The sequence below is a fragment of the Pseudoalteromonas sp. OF7H-1 genome, assembly GCF_022347825.1.
GTDB classification, from domain to species: Bacteria; Pseudomonadota; Gammaproteobacteria; order Enterobacterales; family Alteromonadaceae; genus Pseudoalteromonas; species Pseudoalteromonas maricaloris.
Genome location: NZ_JAKRFX010000006.1, coordinates 174,390 through 190,081 on the forward strand (window position 1 = coordinate 174,390; position 15,692 = coordinate 190,081).

General features: G+C 42.6%; 17 protein-coding genes. 5 read left to right on the forward strand and 12 right to left on the reverse strand.

The annotated features are described in order from the left end of the window. Positions 1 to 13: 13 nt before the first annotated feature. The 4 genes from MHN30_RS09765 to MHN30_RS09780 form a co-directional block, all read right to left on the reverse strand. Positions 14 to 868, reverse strand: a complete 855-nt coding sequence (locus tag MHN30_RS09765; protein WP_069020682.1) for a pirin family protein — start codon at positions 866 to 868, stop codon at positions 14 to 16. A 92-nt stretch (positions 869 to 960) separates the two neighbouring features. Next, positions 961 to 1,368 carry a fosfomycin resistance glutathione transferase gene (fos, locus tag MHN30_RS09770; protein ID WP_130164116.1) on the reverse strand — a complete coding sequence of 136 codons (408 nt, stop codon included), beginning with the start codon at positions 1,366 to 1,368 and terminating at the stop codon, positions 961 to 963. A 101-nt stretch (positions 1,369 to 1,469) separates the two neighbouring features. After that, the gene (locus MHN30_RS09775) at positions 1,470 to 2,396 is read right to left on the reverse strand and encodes an FAD-binding protein (protein WP_045990058.1); all 927 of its coding nucleotides are present in this window, start codon (positions 2,394 to 2,396) and stop codon (positions 1,470 to 1,472) included. Further along, on the reverse strand, positions 2,393 to 3,145 hold the full coding sequence (locus tag MHN30_RS09780) for an electron transfer flavoprotein subunit beta/FixA family protein (protein ID WP_017217459.1): 753 nt from the start codon (positions 3,143 to 3,145) through the stop codon (positions 2,393 to 2,395). The genes MHN30_RS09775 and MHN30_RS09780 overlap by 4 nt, the downstream gene beginning before the upstream one ends. A gap of 176 nt (positions 3,146 to 3,321) precedes the next feature. On the opposite strand from MHN30_RS09780, the gene MHN30_RS09785 reads away from it, so the two are divergent. Then, the gene (locus MHN30_RS09785; RefSeq protein ID WP_239359389.1) at positions 3,322 to 4,971 is read left to right on the forward strand and encodes an electron transfer flavoprotein-ubiquinone oxidoreductase; all 1,650 of its coding nucleotides are present in this window, start codon (positions 3,322 to 3,324) and stop codon (positions 4,969 to 4,971) included. 83 nt (positions 4,972 to 5,054) lie between these two features. Next, on the forward strand, positions 5,055 to 5,534 hold the full coding sequence (locus tag MHN30_RS09790; protein ID WP_010372647.1) for an acyl-CoA thioesterase: 480 nt from the start codon (positions 5,055 to 5,057) through the stop codon (positions 5,532 to 5,534). 41 nt (positions 5,535 to 5,575) lie between these two features. Here the strand turns inward: MHN30_RS09790 and MHN30_RS09795 are convergent, their stop codons facing one another. The 3 genes from MHN30_RS09795 to MHN30_RS09805 all read right to left on the reverse strand — a co-directional run bounded on the left by MHN30_RS09795 (position 5,576) and on the right by MHN30_RS09805 (position 7,346). After that, entirely contained in the window at positions 5,576 to 6,625 is a 1,050-nt protein-coding gene (locus tag MHN30_RS09795) for an energy transducer TonB (RefSeq protein WP_239359391.1), read from the reverse strand. Between the two features lie 251 nt (positions 6,626 to 6,876). Further along, complete coding sequence (locus MHN30_RS09800; protein WP_239359392.1) at positions 6,877 to 7,164, reverse strand: hypothetical protein; 288 nt, start codon at positions 7,162 to 7,164, stop codon at positions 6,877 to 6,879. Then, positions 7,164 to 7,346, reverse strand: a complete 183-nt coding sequence (locus MHN30_RS09805) for a hypothetical protein (protein ID WP_045990062.1) — start codon at positions 7,344 to 7,346, stop codon at positions 7,164 to 7,166. The genes MHN30_RS09800 and MHN30_RS09805 overlap by 1 nt, the downstream gene beginning before the upstream one ends. 156 nt (positions 7,347 to 7,502) lie before the next feature. Here MHN30_RS09805 and tsaA point away from each other — a divergent pair, with 156 nt between their 5' ends. The 3 genes from tsaA (at position 7,503) to MHN30_RS09820 (ending at position 11,000) form a co-directional block, all read left to right on the forward strand. Beyond that, the gene (gene tsaA / locus MHN30_RS09810; protein ID WP_069020685.1) at positions 7,503 to 8,210 is read left to right on the forward strand and encodes a tRNA (N6-threonylcarbamoyladenosine(37)-N6)-methyltransferase TrmO; all 708 of its coding nucleotides are present in this window, start codon (positions 7,503 to 7,505) and stop codon (positions 8,208 to 8,210) included. A 131-nt stretch (positions 8,211 to 8,341) separates the two neighbouring features. Further along, positions 8,342 to 10,069 (forward strand): proline--tRNA ligase, encoded by a 1,728-nt coding sequence (locus MHN30_RS09815; protein WP_239359393.1) that lies wholly within the window; start codon positions 8,342 to 8,344, stop codon positions 10,067 to 10,069. Between the two features lie 130 nt (positions 10,070 to 10,199). Continuing rightward, on the forward strand, positions 10,200 to 11,000 hold the full coding sequence (locus MHN30_RS09820; RefSeq protein WP_010604698.1) for a UDP-2,3-diacylglucosamine diphosphatase: 801 nt from the start codon (positions 10,200 to 10,202) through the stop codon (positions 10,998 to 11,000). A gap of 22 nt (positions 11,001 to 11,022) precedes the next feature. Here MHN30_RS09820 and MHN30_RS09825 read toward each other — a convergent pair whose 3' ends face one another. The 5 genes from MHN30_RS09825 to MHN30_RS09845 form a co-directional block, all read right to left on the reverse strand. Next, a complete protein-coding gene (locus tag MHN30_RS09825) occupies positions 11,023 to 11,316 on the reverse strand; it encodes a hypothetical protein (RefSeq protein ID WP_010604697.1) in 294 nt (97 codons plus the stop codon). Positions 11,317 to 11,466: 150 nt separating this feature from the next. Continuing rightward, entirely contained in the window at positions 11,467 to 12,615 is a 1,149-nt protein-coding gene (locus MHN30_RS09830; RefSeq protein WP_239359394.1) for a hypothetical protein, read from the reverse strand. A 155-nt stretch (positions 12,616 to 12,770) separates the two neighbouring features. Continuing rightward, on the reverse strand, positions 12,771 to 13,979 hold the full coding sequence (locus MHN30_RS09835) for an ABC transporter permease (RefSeq protein WP_239359395.1): 1,209 nt from the start codon (positions 13,977 to 13,979) through the stop codon (positions 12,771 to 12,773). Next, positions 13,972 to 14,757 carry an ATP-binding cassette domain-containing protein gene (locus MHN30_RS09840; RefSeq protein WP_239359396.1) on the reverse strand — a complete coding sequence of 262 codons (786 nt, stop codon included), beginning with the start codon at positions 14,755 to 14,757 and terminating at the stop codon, positions 13,972 to 13,974. Before MHN30_RS09840 ends, MHN30_RS09835 begins: the two co-directional genes overlap by 8 nt. 1 nt (position 14,758) lies before the next feature. Continuing rightward, positions 14,759 to 15,559, reverse strand: coding sequence for a DUF3025 domain-containing protein (locus MHN30_RS09845; RefSeq protein ID WP_239359397.1), 801 nt, complete (start codon positions 15,557 to 15,559; stop codon positions 14,759 to 14,761). Positions 15,560 to 15,692 lie beyond the last annotated feature (133 nt).

A 15,692-nucleotide genomic window follows, 5' to 3' on the forward strand; every position in this document is an offset into this window, starting at 1 on the left:
TACTTTTGTCACCCTAAGGCAAAGGAATATGCTCCAATTTATCACCGGGGATCATATCGAACCTGCCCTCACGCCAATCTTGCTTCGCTTGTTCAATACGGGATTTACTAAAAGAAACAAAGTTCCAATCAATATAAGGGACTTTTTTAAACGCCTCTCCACCGAGCAATACCACTCTGCTATTCTCATTGAAATGTAATTGCGCGTCGTCGTCTTCAAGTAATACAAATGCTCCTGCACTATATGATTTATTCGACACCACCACTTCGCCGTAAATCACATATACGCCAACTTCTTGTGTCTGATCAGGCCTTTCAATATGTCCGCCAGCTTTTGCCATCACATCAACATAAAACATAGGTGAAAATGTTGGGACAGGAGAATGCAAGCCATATGCACTGCCGATAATGACCCTAGCCATCACCCCTTCTAGTTGCCTAGTAGGCAAGTCAAAACGGTTTATATGTGAGAAACTGGGTTCAACTTCAGCATTTTCTTCCGGTAACGCCACCCAGCATTGCAAACCATGAATAGTATGTGATTGCGCTTTGGTTTCAAACGATTCTCTCTCCGAGTGTACAATGCCGCTCCCTGCTACCATCCAATTTACATCCCCTGGATGGATCTCAAGTTGATTACCAAGAGAGTCACGATGGAGCAAGTTACCTTCAAACAAATAAGTGAGAGTTGCAAGCCCAATATGTGGATGCGGCCTTACATCAATACCATCACCAGCACTGAAGTTACCTGGGCCCATTTGATCAAAAAAGATAAAAGGACCTACCATACGTTTCGCACGCTGCGGAAGTACGCGGTTTACTGAAAGACCACCGATGTCATGTGCTTTGCCATTTAGTTGAATTGCCATTACTTTGCTCCATCATGTTTTGTTTTATTATGGAGCTCAGTAACCAGAAGTAAAATGCGCAATTATAGATACAAGCATTCTAGAAAATAGAATCACACCGCTTTGTACCAAGTGAGGCCTGAATACGGTTGCTGCTGCAAACTTTTTAACCGACTTTGCAAACTACCACTATGGATCTCGAGTTTGTGATGATCGGGGTCATAAATATAGAGCGAGTCTCCTTCGCTGCTATTTTGCTGCCATACGCCAACCCCGTTTTCCAATAATGTTTTAGAAAAAGTTGTAAAGTCTTCGGCAGCAATATTGAACGCTACATGACTGTAATCTGAGCTTGGAGATACCTCACCTAAAGATAAGCAAAGCCATACGTCACCAAGCGTTAAATATGCCCCTTTGTCCCAAGTTACCCAAAGATCAAACCCTAGCAAACCGCAGTAAAAATCCAGTGATATGTTTAGGTTAGATACTACTATTGTAATGTGATTTATACCTGTAAGCATTTCGCCTCCAGCTAGACACGAAAAAAGCCGCGACCAAAGGTACAACGGCTTTAACAACCAGAATTATTTTTCTTGATGTAGGCTAGCTACAAAAAGAAGCGTTACAGTGCCTGTTCAAGCTCTGGTAACGCATCAAATAGATCCGCAACAAGGCCATAATCAGCCACTTGGAAAATGGGGGCCTCTGGGTCTTTGTTGATAGCGACAATGACCTTAGAATCTTTCATACCCGCAAGGTGTTGAATTGCGCCGCTGATCCCAACTGCAATATATAAGTTAGGCGCCACAATCTTACCGGTTTGGCCCACCTGCATATCATTAGGCACAAAGCCCGCGTCAACAGCAGCACGCGATGCACCAATTGCGGCCCCTAGTTTGTCAGCAATACCATTTAGCAAGGCAAAGTTTTCACCGTTTTGCATACCACGGCCACCTGAAATAACAACCGGTGCGGCAGTTAATTCAGGGCGCTCAGATTCAGTTTGTTCAATGCTCACAAACTCACTCACTTGAGAGGCAATACTTTGCGAGCGATCCTCAATGTCACATGCTGCTTGAGTCTCTACGGCATCAAATGCTGATCCACGCACAGTGATAACTTTTTGTGAGTCTAATGATTTTACAGTCGCAATTGCATTACCCGCATAAATTGGACGCTTAAAGGTGTCTGCATCAATCACATCGATAATTTCTGAGATCTGTGATTTGTCGAGTAACGCCGCGACACGTGGCGCGATATTTTTACCTGTGGTAGACGCTGAAAACAAAATGTGTGAAAAGTCACTTGCTAATTCAACAACTAGCTCAGATGTGTTTTCTGCCAATTGATGTTCGAATGAAGCATCGTCAACAGCAACCACCTTTTGTACGCCAGCGATCTGTGCAGAGTGATTGGCAGCCTCAGCAATATTGTGACCTGCAACTAATACGGTAATGTCGCTTGCGATTTTTGTTGCAGCAGCAACCACCTTAGCGGTTTCAGGTTTCAATACACCATTTTCATGCTCAGCAATAACTAATACGCTCATGAGATCACCTTTGCTTCTGTTTTTAACTTGTTTACTAACTCTTCAACGCTCTCAACCATCACGCCACCAGAGCGCTTAGCTGGCTCTTCAACTTTCACCAATTCAATACGAGGAGCTAAATCAACGCCTAACGAATCCGCAGCGATTACGTCTAGTGGTTTACGCTTAGCTTTCATGATATTTGGCAATGAAGCATAACGAGGTTCATTTAAACGCAAGTCTGTTGTCACGACAGCTGGAAGTGATAGCGATACCGTTTGCAAACCGCCATCAACTTCACGCGTCACTTGCACTTTATCGCCTTCAACTACAACTTTAGAGGCAAAAGTGCCCTGAGCACGTTTAGTTAATGCCGCTAGCATTTGTCCTGTTTGGTTATTATCAGAATCGATAGACTGTTTACCTAGAATGACCAGTTCCGGACTTTCTTGTTCCACTACCTTAGCCAGTAGTTTTGCAATGTGCAGAGATTCAAGCTTTGCGTCTGTTTCAATGTGAATCGCTTTATCTGCCCCCAGTGCAAGCGCCGTTCTTAGCTGCTCTTGACAAGCTTTATCGCCAATTGATACGGCAATAACTTCCGTTGCGGTGCCAGCTTCTTTTAAACGAACCGCCTCTTCTACTGCGATTTCACAAAATGGGTTGATCGCCATTTTAACATTGCTCAAATCAACATCACTGTTGTCAGATTTGACTCTTGCCTTTACGTTGTAATCAATCACGCGTTTGATTGGCACAAGTACTTTCATGGTTACTCCATCATCTGGTTATTCTCTAAGCTGACGTCTACGTCAACAAATTATTTTATTGGTTTCAGACTACTTCCTGTTGACGTAAACGTCAACCTCAAATAACCTTAGTTTAACGAAAATCAAACTAAAGCCTCTCTTTAGTTAATCTACCGTCAAATAGTGTGAGGTTAATAATGGTCGAACGTGAAACCATGGAGTTTGATGTTGTGATAGTTGGTGCAGGTCCTGCGGGCCTGTCTTGCGCTATCCGACTCGCTCAACAGGCTCAAGAAAAACAACAAGAATTAATGATCTGTGTAGTCGAAAAAGGCTCAGAAGTAGGTGCACATATCTTGTCGGGTGCAGTATTTGAAACCAAAGCACTAGACGAACTTATCCCTGATTGGGCTGCAAAGGGCGCTCCCGTAACAACGAAAGTGACGGGTGACGACATTTATTTATTCAAAAATGAAACCAATGCCACCAAACTGCCTCATTTAGTGGTACCAAAAACATTTAGAAATGACGGCAACTATATTGTTTCGATGGGGAATGTTTGCCGTTGGCTCGCTGAACAAGCAGAGCAACTTGGCGTTGAAATTTTCCCAGGCTTTAGCGCCCACTCTCTAATTGTTGAAGAGCAACAAGTTAAAGGTATTATTACCGGTGATATGGGCCTAGATAGAGATGGCCAGCCTAAAGACAGCTATATGCCTGGAATGGAGCTTAGAGCGAAATATACCGTATTTGCTGAAGGTTGCCGTGGCCACTTAGGCAAACAACTTATAGCTGAATTTAAACTGGATAAAGACGCTTCCCCTCAACACTATGGCATCGGCTTTAAAGAAATTTGGCAAGTAGACCCAAGCAAGCATAAAGAAGGTCTTGTTGTACACGGCACAGGTTGGCCGCTCGACAATGATACCCATGGCGGTTCATTTATGTATCATGCTGAAAACAATCAAGTCGTGGTCGGGTTAATCATCGACTTAAATTACACTAATCCACACCTAAGTCCATTTGATGAATTTCAGCGTATGAAGCATCACAACACCTTTGCGAGTGTACTGGAAGGTGGTGAGCGCATTGCCTATGGTGCTCGCGCAATCGCCAAAGGTGGCTTCCACAGCCTACCTAAAATGCATTTCCCAGGTGGTTTACTGATTGGCTGTGACGCAGGTACCCTCAACTTTGCCAAAATTAAAGGCAACCATACAGCAATGAAGTCCGGTATGCTTGCAGCCGATGCCATCATTGAGGCACTCAGCCAAGAGAGCGCTCCGTCAGACTTGGTAAGCTTTGCCGACAAATTTAAGGCAAGTTGGCTTTATGATGAGCTTTATCAATCTCGCAACTTTGGCCCAGCAATGCATAAGTTAGGTCGTATTATGGGTGGCGCCTACAATATGATCGACCAAAACATTTTCTCAGGTTCGCTACCATTTACTATTAAGGACGAACATCAGGATCACGCACAGCTTAAGCTTGCATCTGAATCGCAAACTATAAGTTACCCAAAGCCGGACGGTAAATTAAGTTTTGACAAACTTTCTTCCGTATTTTTATCGAATACCAATCATGAAGAAGTGCAACCATGTCATTTACAGTTAAAAGATTCTGATATACCAATCAAAGTGAATTTAGCTAAGTTTGATGAGCCTGCACAGCGCTACTGCCCCGCAGGCGTGTATGAAGTAAACGAAAACGAGCAAGGTGAGAAGCAGTTTGTCATCAATTCGCAAAACTGTATTCATTGCAAAACCTGCGATATTAAAGATCCGAGCCAAAATATTACCTGGGTCACACCAGAAGGGGCTGGTGGTCCGAACTATCCAAACATGTAATACCAATAAATCCTAAATTGCGGGGGCGAAATGCCCCTTTCTTTCCTATACTTAGCGTATATTTTTAAAATAGAGTTGAGTCTATGCCACAACAATCCGTCACCTTTCGATTTTTAGCAGAGCCCACCGACGTCAACTTTGGCGGTAAAGTACACGGTGGTATGGTCATGAAATGGATTGATCAAGCTGGGTATGCTTGCGCCGCGGGTTGGAGCGGTAGCTACTGCGTTACCGTTTCAGTAGCGGGCATGCGCTTCCACCGCCCTATTCTTGTGGGTCAGATTGTTGAAGTTTCCGCGCGCATTGCCCACACCGGAAACACCAGTATGCAGATTTTTATTCAGGTGCGCTGTGGCGATCCAAAAACGCAGCGACTTGTCGAAACCAATCACTGTATTATCAGCTTTATCGCCATGGACCAAGCTGGGTATCCAATTCAAATTCCGCAGTTTAAAGCGAAAACCGAAGAGGAGAAAAAATTGGAAGCCTATGCGGTGAAAATGAAGGAAATAGCGATCCAGACCGAATCGCTATTAGAAGAAACCTTGTCCGATAGTAAATAACATAAAGGTCTGATAACAATAATTGAAGTGTAGAAGTTCAGCTACGATTGAACTTCTATCAGTTTAAAGGAGCTATTCGGCTCACCAAAAACCACGACATTACACTCGCCCCAACTTTTCGGTATATTCCATTGCATATTTTCAGCAAATTTAAATTGTGAAAACTGGTTATCACATCGTACTTCAAGGGTGTGAAGTGCGCCTGAAACCTCAGAGATAGCGAAATTGGGTCTGGATAATGCATGTGTCCAGACATCATCATTTTTGATTTCAGCGGCAATAACAAGCATCTTGCTCTTATCCGCTATCAAAGCAACGATTTCATCTATGACAGGTTGCACTGCTGACTTATAAGTGTCTTGTCCATCTAATTCCATTAGTTTTTTATGGTTTTTCAGCGCTCCTTTATATTCCTGCAGCTGAGTTTGGAGCTTAATTGCATTGATAAGGGCGTTGGCGTAGAGTTCAGATTTAACGATATCCTTACCGTGCCAGATGATCCCTCTATGCGCCTCAAGTTCTTGTCTAGGTTCAGCTGTTAGTTGAAAGTATCGCGCTTTTACTAAGTTAAAATAGGCTTCTTCATATCGATTCCAACGACCTTTTTTTGCTAGTTTATCAATATGTTCTTTAGCTTCTTCTAGTTTACTTTCGTCAAGGAGGTTATTGATGTTGCGATAACTTCTCACAAAACCTCGAGATGCTCCTTCTTCCGCATCTGACATATTGAATGAAAACATCACACTATTTTTGCACTGCTTAATCGGCTTACCATCTTTTGTGGCTGGAGAATATTGCCAACGTTTGATTGCTCGCAGTGCAGCGCGTTCGAAGCCTTTCTGTCCAGATGAATCCTCCACTATCGGAGACGCCACCGAACCATCCTCATTGATGATATAACTCAGCGTAACCCAGCCTTCACCGCCGACTAACGCAACATTACGTGGATACTGAGGAGCAACTCTTTCAACAGCCGATGCATTTACGATTGTAGATAAATGTAAGTTTGGCTCGCTTTGCGCAAATGCGTCTGTTGTGAGTGAAGCGAATAGAACTGAGGTCATTAAAGTAGATTTAATAAAATTTTCCATATCAAATTGTCCGTTATTGATAGCAGCTAAAATATAGCACAGACTTTATATTACCAACAACGCTCCTGAAATGGGGCCCTTATTTTTAGGATTTTGACTCTGATAAGAGCCGTATGTCCTTTGAAAAACGCGTGCCTTGCTGGTCCTGCACTTTAATGGAAGCTAGATAATGTAATGGCTGTAGAGGCTATGGAAACTGGAGCTAAAGATACAAAATCATTCGGGAATATTGGCTGGCTAGTTAAGCCGCGCTAAAGCAAATTCCTTGCTAACGTAAATATGGCTTTTTCACTTGCAGCGAGCGCGTCGCGTTTGCTTAAGTTGCCTTCTTTTAATAATTGTAAGCTTACTTTTTCCGCTTCTTGACTGAGCAGTACATCCATTTTAGTTGGACTTACCGCCCCTTGGGTTAAATCATTAATTATTGTTTGCAACGATGCTCTGCGCTCCGATATCGCGCGGATCAAAATAGGCTTTAGAGGAGAAGATTTGCAGAGCGCTTCTTGACAGCTTTGGTCAACCTTTCTATGAAACTCCATTATTTACACTCATCTCGTTTCAGGCGATTAAATGCTTGTAATTTTTCTCGTAAGCCTCGAATTGGTTTTATGTCTTCGACCAATTGCTTGTACTCGTATGCTCTAGTACCAATAATTTGTTCGTTATCTGTGCGTAAACTCGAACGTAAGCTATTTTGGGGCGAAAAAGTATACCGATTCATGTTGCGACTTCCATCAATATTCCATTATTTACAAGGTTATGCGAAAAATCTGAATAAATGAATTACATGACATTACAGGGCTAATTACGAGCAGGATTTTGTGAAAGTCAGGATCAATAGTAAACTTCGCTCATCTTAATTAAAACAGAGACCATAGTGGAACAAATCACTATCGAGCCCATCGGCTTTATCCAATCTCCTTATAAACAGAAGTTCGCTATCCCGAGACAACCAAGGCTTGTCCCAGAGGCAAAAGCCAAGCTTAGATTTGTTGGTGAATTCAATCGCGAAGAATTTGTTCGTGGTATTGAAGCGTTCACGCATATTTGGTTGTTGTTTCGTTTTCATGAAACCGCTGATAAAGGCTACTCTGCGCTTGTACGCCCTCCGAGACTCGGTGGCAATGAACGTAAAGGCGTGTTTGCGACTAGAGCGACTTTTCGACCCAACGGGATTGGCATGAGTGCAGTAAAGCTCGAGGGCGTAGAATATAAAAATGGTCAGCTGGATCTGTTGCTCTCCGGTGTAGATTTATTGGACGGTACACCAATCATTGATATAAAGCCGTATCTCCCCTATTCAGATGCCTTGGTGGATGCCACAGCAGGCTTTGCTGATACTCGGCCAGAAACGCAAATGTCTGTTAGTTTCTCAGACGAGGCTATTGTTTTTATTGAAAAACAAAAAAGCTATCCTGAACTTCAGCAATTCATTACCAATGTACTGAAGCAAGATCCTCGTCCAGCTTATAAAAAGAAACGCACATCACAGCAGGACTATGGTATGAGTTTGTATGATTTTAATATCCGCTGGACAGTAGATGGTGAGCATAACCATGTCACTGAAATTTCGTTAGCAAAATAGCAAATTCAGCGGCTTGCCAATAAACTTATAAATTATGAAGATGTTTAGGTATTAAAGCTTTTTAAGCGGCTACTGCACTGCTAGAATAGCCGCCAATAAGAGAACAATAAGTAACTTATACTGGAATAAGAATGCGTACGAGTGAATATATATTAGCGACTCTAAAAGAGACGCCGTCTGATGCAGAGGTGGTAAGCCACCAGCTAATGCTTAGAGCGGGTATGATCCGTAAATTGGCTTCAGGTCTTTATACTTGGCTACCATCAGGCCTAAAAGTTTTCCGCAAAGTAGAGCGAATAGTCCGTGAAGAAATGGACAAAGCGGGAGCGATTGAGCTGCTAATGCCAGTGATCCAGCCTGCAGAGCTATGGGAAGAGTCAGGCCGTTGGGAACAGTTTGGTCCTGAACTACTTCGTATTAATGACCGTCATGGCCGTCCATTTGCACTTGGTCCAACGCATGAAGAAGTGATCACTGATCTTGTACGTCGCGAAATCAACAGCTATAAGCAACTGCCGATCACACTTTATCAAGTCAGTACGAAAGTACGTGACGAAGTTCGTCCACGTTTTGGTGTGATGCGCGCGCGTGAATTCACCATGAAAGATGCCTATTCATTCCACATGACTGATGAGTGTCTTGAAAAAACGTATCACAAGATGTTCCAAGCTTACTGCAACATTTTTGATCGTTTAGGCGTTGACTACCGTCCTGTTATTGCTGACAGTGGTTCAATTGGCGGCAACCTATCGCATGAGTTCCATGTACTTGCAGAGTCTGGTGAAGATGCAATCGCATTCAGTGATGAAAGTGACTACGCTGCAAACATTGAAAAGGCAGAAGCGCTTGCACCAGCTGAAGCTCGCCCAGCGCCAAGTAAAGAACTTAACACGTTTGACACACCAGAAGCTTTCACCATCGCTGAACTAAAAGCGAAACATGGCGTTAAACCACACCGTGGTGTGAAAACACTCATCGTGTATGGCGCCCCAGACGAAGATGGTAAACGCGGCCTTGTCGCACTTATCGTTCGTGGCGATCATGATTTAAATGAGCTTAAAGCTGAGAAATTAGCACTAGTGGATTCACCGCTAGAGATGGCGAGCGAAGAAGACATTGTTAACACTATTGGTGCAAAACCAGGCTCTTTGGGGCCTGTTGGTCTTTCAATGCCTGTTATTGTCGATCGCAGCGCAGCTATCATGGCTGATTTTGTTGCTGGTGCGAACAAAGATGGTGTTCACTACAGTGGGATCAACTGGGACAGAGACGTAAGCGCTTATACTGTTGAAGATATCCGTAACGTGGTTGAAGGCGATCCAAGCCCTTGTGGTAAAGGTAAAATCCTTATCAAACGTGGTATCGAAGTAGGCCACGTGTTCCAACTTGGTACTAAGTACTCTGAAGCAATGAAAGCTGGTGTACTTGGCGAAGAAGGGAAAAACCAAACATTAACCATGGGTTGTTATGGTATTGGCGTTTCTCGTATCGTTGCCGCAGCAATCGAGCAAAATAACGATGATTACGGTATCAAATGGCCTGTTGCGATTGCGCCATTTGAGTTGGCAATCGTGCCAATGAATATGCATAAGTCTCACCGTATCCCAGAGATCGCAGAAAAGTTCTATGCAGATCTACAAAATGCGGGAATTGATGTGTTATTCGACGACCGTAAAGAGCGTCCGGGGGTTATGTTTAACGATATGGAACTTATCGGTATTCCATACACCCTAGTGATTGGCGAGCGTAACCTTGATGAAAATAAGGTTGAGCTGAAAAATCGTCAAACTGGCGAAAAACTAATGCTGGATATTGGATCTGCGGTTGAAACAATCGTTAATGCAATTAAAAGCAAATAAGCCTACGTAAATTGTATAATATAAGAGCATACAGGTGTATGCTCTTTTGTCATATTAGCTTCTCCTAACTGCCCCGCCACTGTCATCTTTGCCTCTTAGCATTGTCATTATTACGCTAAAGAGCCAAGCCATGAAAACAACATACTATCCGAGTATTTGGATCTCAGACGTACACTTGGGCTACAAGGACTGTAAAGCGAAGTTCTTGCTAGATTTTCTCAACAAAACTGAATGTGATGTACTCTATCTGGTTGGTGATATCGTTGATCTATGGTCAATGAAACGCCAGTTTTTTTGGGATCCATCCCACTATCAGGTATTAGAATGCATACAAAAAAAAGCGGGATCTGGTACACGCGTTATCTACATACCGGGTAATCACGACGAAACCTTCAGAAACTACGTTGGACAAACGCTTTTTAAAGTCGAAGTGCATAAAACCTTTATTCATACCACTTCCGCAGGTAAGCGGTTTTTATTACTACACGGTGATGATTTTGACTCGGCAACAAGATACAACAAATTGATCAGTATCATTGGGGATGCCGCTTATGATTTTCTACTCTTCTTAAATCGCTGGACCAATCGTGTACGGCGCTTATATGGCGGTCATTATTGGTCGCTTGCATCTTGGCTGAAAAAACGCGTGCATAAAGCCAGAGAGGCCATTGCCGCATTCGAGAATGCAGCAATTCATGAAGCGAAGAAACAAGGTGTCGACGGTATTATCTGCGGGCATATCCACCAACCAGAGATCCGTGTCGTAGATGGTATTGTGTACTGCAACGATGGTGATTGGATAGAAAACTGCACGGCATTGGTTGAAAACCAAGAAGGTCGTATCGAATTGCTGCATTGGTCAGATGTACAATCTGTCCTCAACGTAGTTGAAATTGACAATGTTAAAACCGATAATGTTGAAGCCGCTTAATTAGCGGCTTTAGTTCTTTCGGTCACTCTTCTTTTAATAGCTTATGCAGTAAATCGATGCGTTTATTGATACGCTTGTTTTGCACGTATGCCTCTGCGCTTAAGCTCATCATTAAAATCAAAAAGATGTATAAAACGGGTTGTTCAATAATTTCTGGGTAGCGATAAATTAAAAATACGACTGCCGTTAGCATAGCGATGATCTGGTAGAATCGTCGCTTATTATTAGGCCTCAGCGAATTAAACTCTTTTAGTATCGCTTCCTTTCGCGACATATCCTCAAACAGCGCTTGAGGACAATCCTGATTTTTCTTCATATGCTTTCACTTATGTTTAGCGAAGTTATATTAGAAATAAACAATCGCCGTTTGTTAACAATACTTGTTGCCCAAGAATGGGGAATTACCCAAGCTTTATCACTTAAAAAGACGTTTTATGAAAACAATCTCCGCTTTTCGTCAGGTGCGTTATATCACAAATGTAGTCATTGCCCAGACAATTATACCCAAAATAAACACTAGAATGCCATATTGAAAGTGCCTCACCATTGGGAACACCGCTTTATCCGTACGCTCAATAGACAAAGGATATTGCCAATGCGTTAACGCAAGTAAGAGTGGCTCGGCTTCTACGCTCATACCAGAAAGCGAAACCGTTGCGCCATACTCAGTATCAAAGACCAAATCAACAACATGATTACGACGAGTCGACGCGGTTAACCTATCCAAGTCGCTGACTGTAAACGTATTCCAGTGTACCTTAATATCGTTAACTTCATCCTTTTTTACCTCTCGTGCTTGTTTATCTGTAAACAGTAACGCAGGTAGCAGCAAACTATCTTCCTCAACCTTAATTTGGTTACAGGGTGAGTGATAGACAAAATAGTGTTTATTACTGATAAATAATGACGTCAACCAATAGCTCAAATACGTGAGCACCAAAAATACCAAACCAGCAATGTAATTTTGTGACGAGTAAAGAATAAAGCAGGTCATTAGAGCAAAAGCCCCTACCACCATCCAAACAATATGCAGCTTATGCTTAGGCGTCGGTAGTGCACATCGTAACACGGAGAATCGCGCTTCAATATCGCGATTGCGATTCATAAATAAAGGAAATAATCTTGCAAGGCTTGTGGGAGTTGAGCGCGTAGCTGATCTTCTACCTGCATCCGCGCCCGCCGTTGGTTGAACGTTATGGTCAAGAGCTGATGCAGACAAAAGTGCATTGAGTTTATCAGCTTGCCGTAAACACGAAAATGAATAGACCGCAGGCTCCTCACTTTCTGAAAGATAACTTATACCAATATAATTGAGTTGCTTGTTACAACCCGAAGATACATCTGTCACGGTTGAAAGCGGTATCACACACTCGTCTATTCGCCGAATATTTATATTCAATAACGATAGTTGTTTAGTGATAACAAACTGCTTTTGTACAGGGTCAAACATTAAACGATTACGGTATGAAAATAGTAACAATGAAATCACTAAGTAGATCGGAGCTTCCAAAAAACTTGACCCGACTAAGTGCAACACCGACGATAACAAGAATAAAATAGCTATGCCGTTAGTAACTGATTCACTGACTGACTTAAGTACCGTGGTTGATGTCATCCTACATTCCTTGAGTGACTAATATTGAAACCTACTACTTGCACAAGCTACCTAAACAGGTAGAAGACTAAATTACAAAAAGTTAAGCGCTGAATAAGGCGTTTATCGTACAGAAAAACGCCATAATTATCAATAACTCACACCTAACTGAAGCTTTACCTAAACAAAACGGTTTCTTTATTAAACCATTTAACGCAGCACACGAGTAACCCCGTCGCTAGAACGGCAGAAGCGCCAAAAATTAATGCGACGTAGCCATAATCAACCGTGCCTTTGATGATTTCTTTAATCGCTAATGCGACATTGGTAATTGGGATCAATGCGGTTTTTGCGGTTAACTCCATATTTGGCATTAAAGACATCACAATGGGAATGAAGATCCCCATGCTAAGTGGCCCCATGTAGTTTTGTGCTTCTTTAAAGGTTCTGGCGTAAATTGAGATGGCAAGTGTTAGCGACGAAAGCATCACAGCAACAGGAAGCAACAACGCAAAAATCAAGACAAAGTCTAATAATGCAACCGACGAGAAGGCGTTTTTAATCACGTCTAGCTCGACAAAGCTACTGGCAATCCCTATCCACAGCGCCATACTGGAAACCGTGATAAGCGCACAGAATATTGAACTGCTCAATACGGTTAAAAATTTACCTAACACCAGCTCAGTGCGTGAGATTGGTGTTAATAACAGCGTCTCTAAGGTGCCACGCTCTTTCTCTCCAGCGCCTAAATCAATAGCTGGATAGCTTGCCCCCATCAATACCAACGGAATTAACATGTAAGGGATAAACGCACCTAACTTCTCGCCTAAATTTTCGCGTTTGTCAGCAGTATCCACTTTAGTAATCGATATAGGCTGGAGCACTGCCACTTGCTCCGCTTGCGACAACCCCAGTGAGGTTAACTTCGCCGCTCTGAGTTCATCAGAAAACTTCTTAGCAAGTTTAGACAAACGGTCATAAATAAAGTTGATAGATTGCGCATCGTTAAACACGATTTTCCATTCACTTTTTACGCCAGACTCTAGATTTTCAACCGGATCGGATGGAATAAAAACCCCAACATCGATCACGCCTCTTCGTACCGCATCACTCAGCGCTTCGACACTATCAAGCTTTAGCTCACCAGCATATTTCTTAAAACTTTTATGATAAAAAACCTGCTCAGAGAACTTTTCAGCATAAGCTTCATTTACGATGTAATACGTATGGACTTCTTGCTTCGCTTCCATGGCGGCTTGTGAAGCCATAAAGCCGACTAACGCCATAATCACGGGAAATACCAACATCGGTAGTGCAATCACAAAGAATAGTGTTTTGCGGTCGCGCAGCAGCTCTCTAATTTCTTTTAAAAATACCTCAAACATGCTGTGCTCCCGTTAACAAATTTAAAAATGCCTGATTTAGCTCTTCACTTTGCCCCTTTGCTTTAAACTCAGCCAAACTGCCATCAAAACAGGTGATCCCTTTATCGATAACAGACACCCTATCGCACAATAACGCGACTTCATCTAAGTGATGGGTAGAAAATATAACGGGTGTACCACGTGCTTTGAGGTCGCGAATAAAAGAGATAACTGTTTGTGTGGTCATAATATCAAGGCCCGTCGTAGGCTCATCTAGTACCACGACTTTAGGGCTATGTACCACCGCCCTTGCTATATTGGTCTTTTGTTTCATACCGGTCGATAGGTGTTCAGACCTTTTATCTAAAAAGGTCTCCATCTCTAAGCGCTGAAACAGCTCATCACATTTCGCTTTTAATGCTTTTCCTTTTAAACCATGAAGTCGTGCAAAATATTCAACATTTTCTTTGGCGGTAAGACGCCCATATAACCCTGTTGACCCTGACAGAAAACCGATGGCTTTGCGTGCAACAACTGGCTTTTTCACAATATCCTGGCCATCCACTAAGATAGTACCGGCATCCGGCGTCAGTGCAGTTGAGAGCATACGCAAAGTGGTGGTTTTTCCCGCCCCATTGGGGCCGAGCAATCCAAGTACTTCACCTTGCCCACAGTGCAGGTTAACCTCTTCTACACTGTGAAAAAAACCATCACGCTCGCGAGGATCCGTCTGACTGTTTTTCTTTTTGTGTTCGCGAGTCAGGGCGAAGCGTTTTTTTAATCCATTGATAGCTATCATGCTATTTCCTTCTTTTCGGCCTGAAATAGTCCGTATTTTGATAAAATTCTAAATCTTGTGGCTCATGCCAGTTTGGGATCCCAAGCAGCGGAATGGGTGACATTTTGGTATTGTCTTCAAGCAGCCCATCATTGATCAGTGCGACCAATTTATCATCTAACCAACGATATTGTTCGCTTAGTGAAAGTTGCCAAAATGCAGCATCAACATTGATACACACCAGTTTTCCCGTTAACCCAATAAAGGGATTGGTTAGCATCTCGTAGTTTGCGTGACCAAATACAAAAGGCTTTAGGTTTTGCTGCCATTCTGAGCGATTATCGTAAAATACATTCTGCCATTGGTGTGATTTAAAGGCATTACGCCATTTATCATCATCGATTGCCAACACCAAACCACACTCATCAAAGAGTGTTAACGCGTTACGCTTTTTACTCCGCTGCTTTAAACCAAACTGCGCTATTTCTTCGATATGTAGGGCATTTAACAAAGCTTTTGTTTTTGGGAATAAACACCAAATCAACGCACCAAATAAGTCGTGCCAATTTTGACTACGCGTCGGTACCTGATGGGTTTCAAAGATAATCTCTTCATAGTATTTATCGCCAAAGTCTATCGTTTCATCGGCCACAAAGCGGGTATCATACTGTTGCAAGCTAATGCTGTTTACGTGCGAAGACAACCACTCGGGGCTTGGCCAGTCTTGTTGGCTTTTTAAGTCAAAAAGCTGATTTAAATGGGAAAATGGTTCAGCATGTAAACATGCAACCTGCCACGCCTCAGGCGCTGTAAACTTTTTCATTTGATTGAGATACTTATCATGCAATTAGCCGACTATTTTACTGAAGCGCCTGATACTTGGCAAAAGCCAATTGTAAATGAGCGTAACAGGCTACATCGCATGCTAAAATTAAGGTAATTATTAAAAATTGTGC

What these genes read in the sequence shown, in the direction of transcription:
- MHN30_RS09795 (WP_239359391.1), bottom strand. Translation starts at nt 6,625, where the DNA reads ATGGAAAATTTTATTAAATCTACTTTAATGACCTCAGTTCTATTCGCT.
- MHN30_RS09835 (WP_239359395.1), bottom strand. Translation starts at nt 13,979, where the DNA reads ATGTTTGAGGTATTTTTAAAAGAAATTAGAGAGCTGCTGCGCGACCGC.
- MHN30_RS09820 (WP_010604698.1), top strand. Translation starts at nt 10,200, where the DNA reads ATGAAAACAACATACTATCCGAGTATTTGGATCTCAGACGTACACTTG.
- MHN30_RS09780 (WP_017217459.1), bottom strand. Translation starts at nt 3,145, where the DNA reads ATGAAAGTACTTGTGCCAATCAAACGCGTGATTGATTACAACGTAAAG.
- MHN30_RS09765 (WP_069020682.1), bottom strand. Translation starts at nt 868, where the DNA reads ATGGCAATTCAACTAAATGGCAAAGCACATGACATCGGTGGTCTTTCA.
- MHN30_RS09845 (WP_239359397.1), bottom strand. Translation starts at nt 15,559, where the DNA reads ATGAAAAAGTTTACAGCGCCTGAGGCGTGGCAGGTTGCATGTTTACAT.
- MHN30_RS09805 (WP_045990062.1), bottom strand. Translation starts at nt 7,346, where the DNA reads ATGAATCGGTATACTTTTTCGCCCCAAAATAGCTTACGTTCGAGTTTA.
- MHN30_RS09790 (WP_010372647.1), top strand. Translation starts at nt 5,055, where the DNA reads ATGCCACAACAATCCGTCACCTTTCGATTTTTAGCAGAGCCCACCGAC.
- MHN30_RS09785 (WP_239359389.1), top strand. Translation starts at nt 3,322, where the DNA reads ATGGTCGAACGTGAAACCATGGAGTTTGATGTTGTGATAGTTGGTGCA.
- MHN30_RS09840 (WP_239359396.1), bottom strand. Translation starts at nt 14,757, where the DNA reads ATGATAGCTATCAATGGATTAAAAAAACGCTTCGCCCTGACTCGCGAA.
- MHN30_RS09825 (WP_010604697.1), bottom strand. Translation starts at nt 11,316, where the DNA reads ATGAAGAAAAATCAGGATTGTCCTCAAGCGCTGTTTGAGGATATGTCG.
- MHN30_RS09815 (WP_239359393.1), top strand. Translation starts at nt 8,342, where the DNA reads ATGCGTACGAGTGAATATATATTAGCGACTCTAAAAGAGACGCCGTCT.
- MHN30_RS09800 (WP_239359392.1), bottom strand. Translation starts at nt 7,164, where the DNA reads ATGGAGTTTCATAGAAAGGTTGACCAAAGCTGTCAAGAAGCGCTCTGC.
- fos (WP_130164116.1), bottom strand. Translation starts at nt 1,368, where the DNA reads ATGCTTACAGGTATAAATCACATTACAATAGTAGTATCTAACCTAAAC.
- MHN30_RS09775 (WP_045990058.1), bottom strand. Translation starts at nt 2,396, where the DNA reads ATGAGCGTATTAGTTATTGCTGAGCATGAAAATGGTGTATTGAAACCT.
- MHN30_RS09830 (WP_239359394.1), bottom strand. Translation starts at nt 12,615, where the DNA reads ATGACATCAACCACGGTACTTAAGTCAGTCAGTGAATCAGTTACTAAC.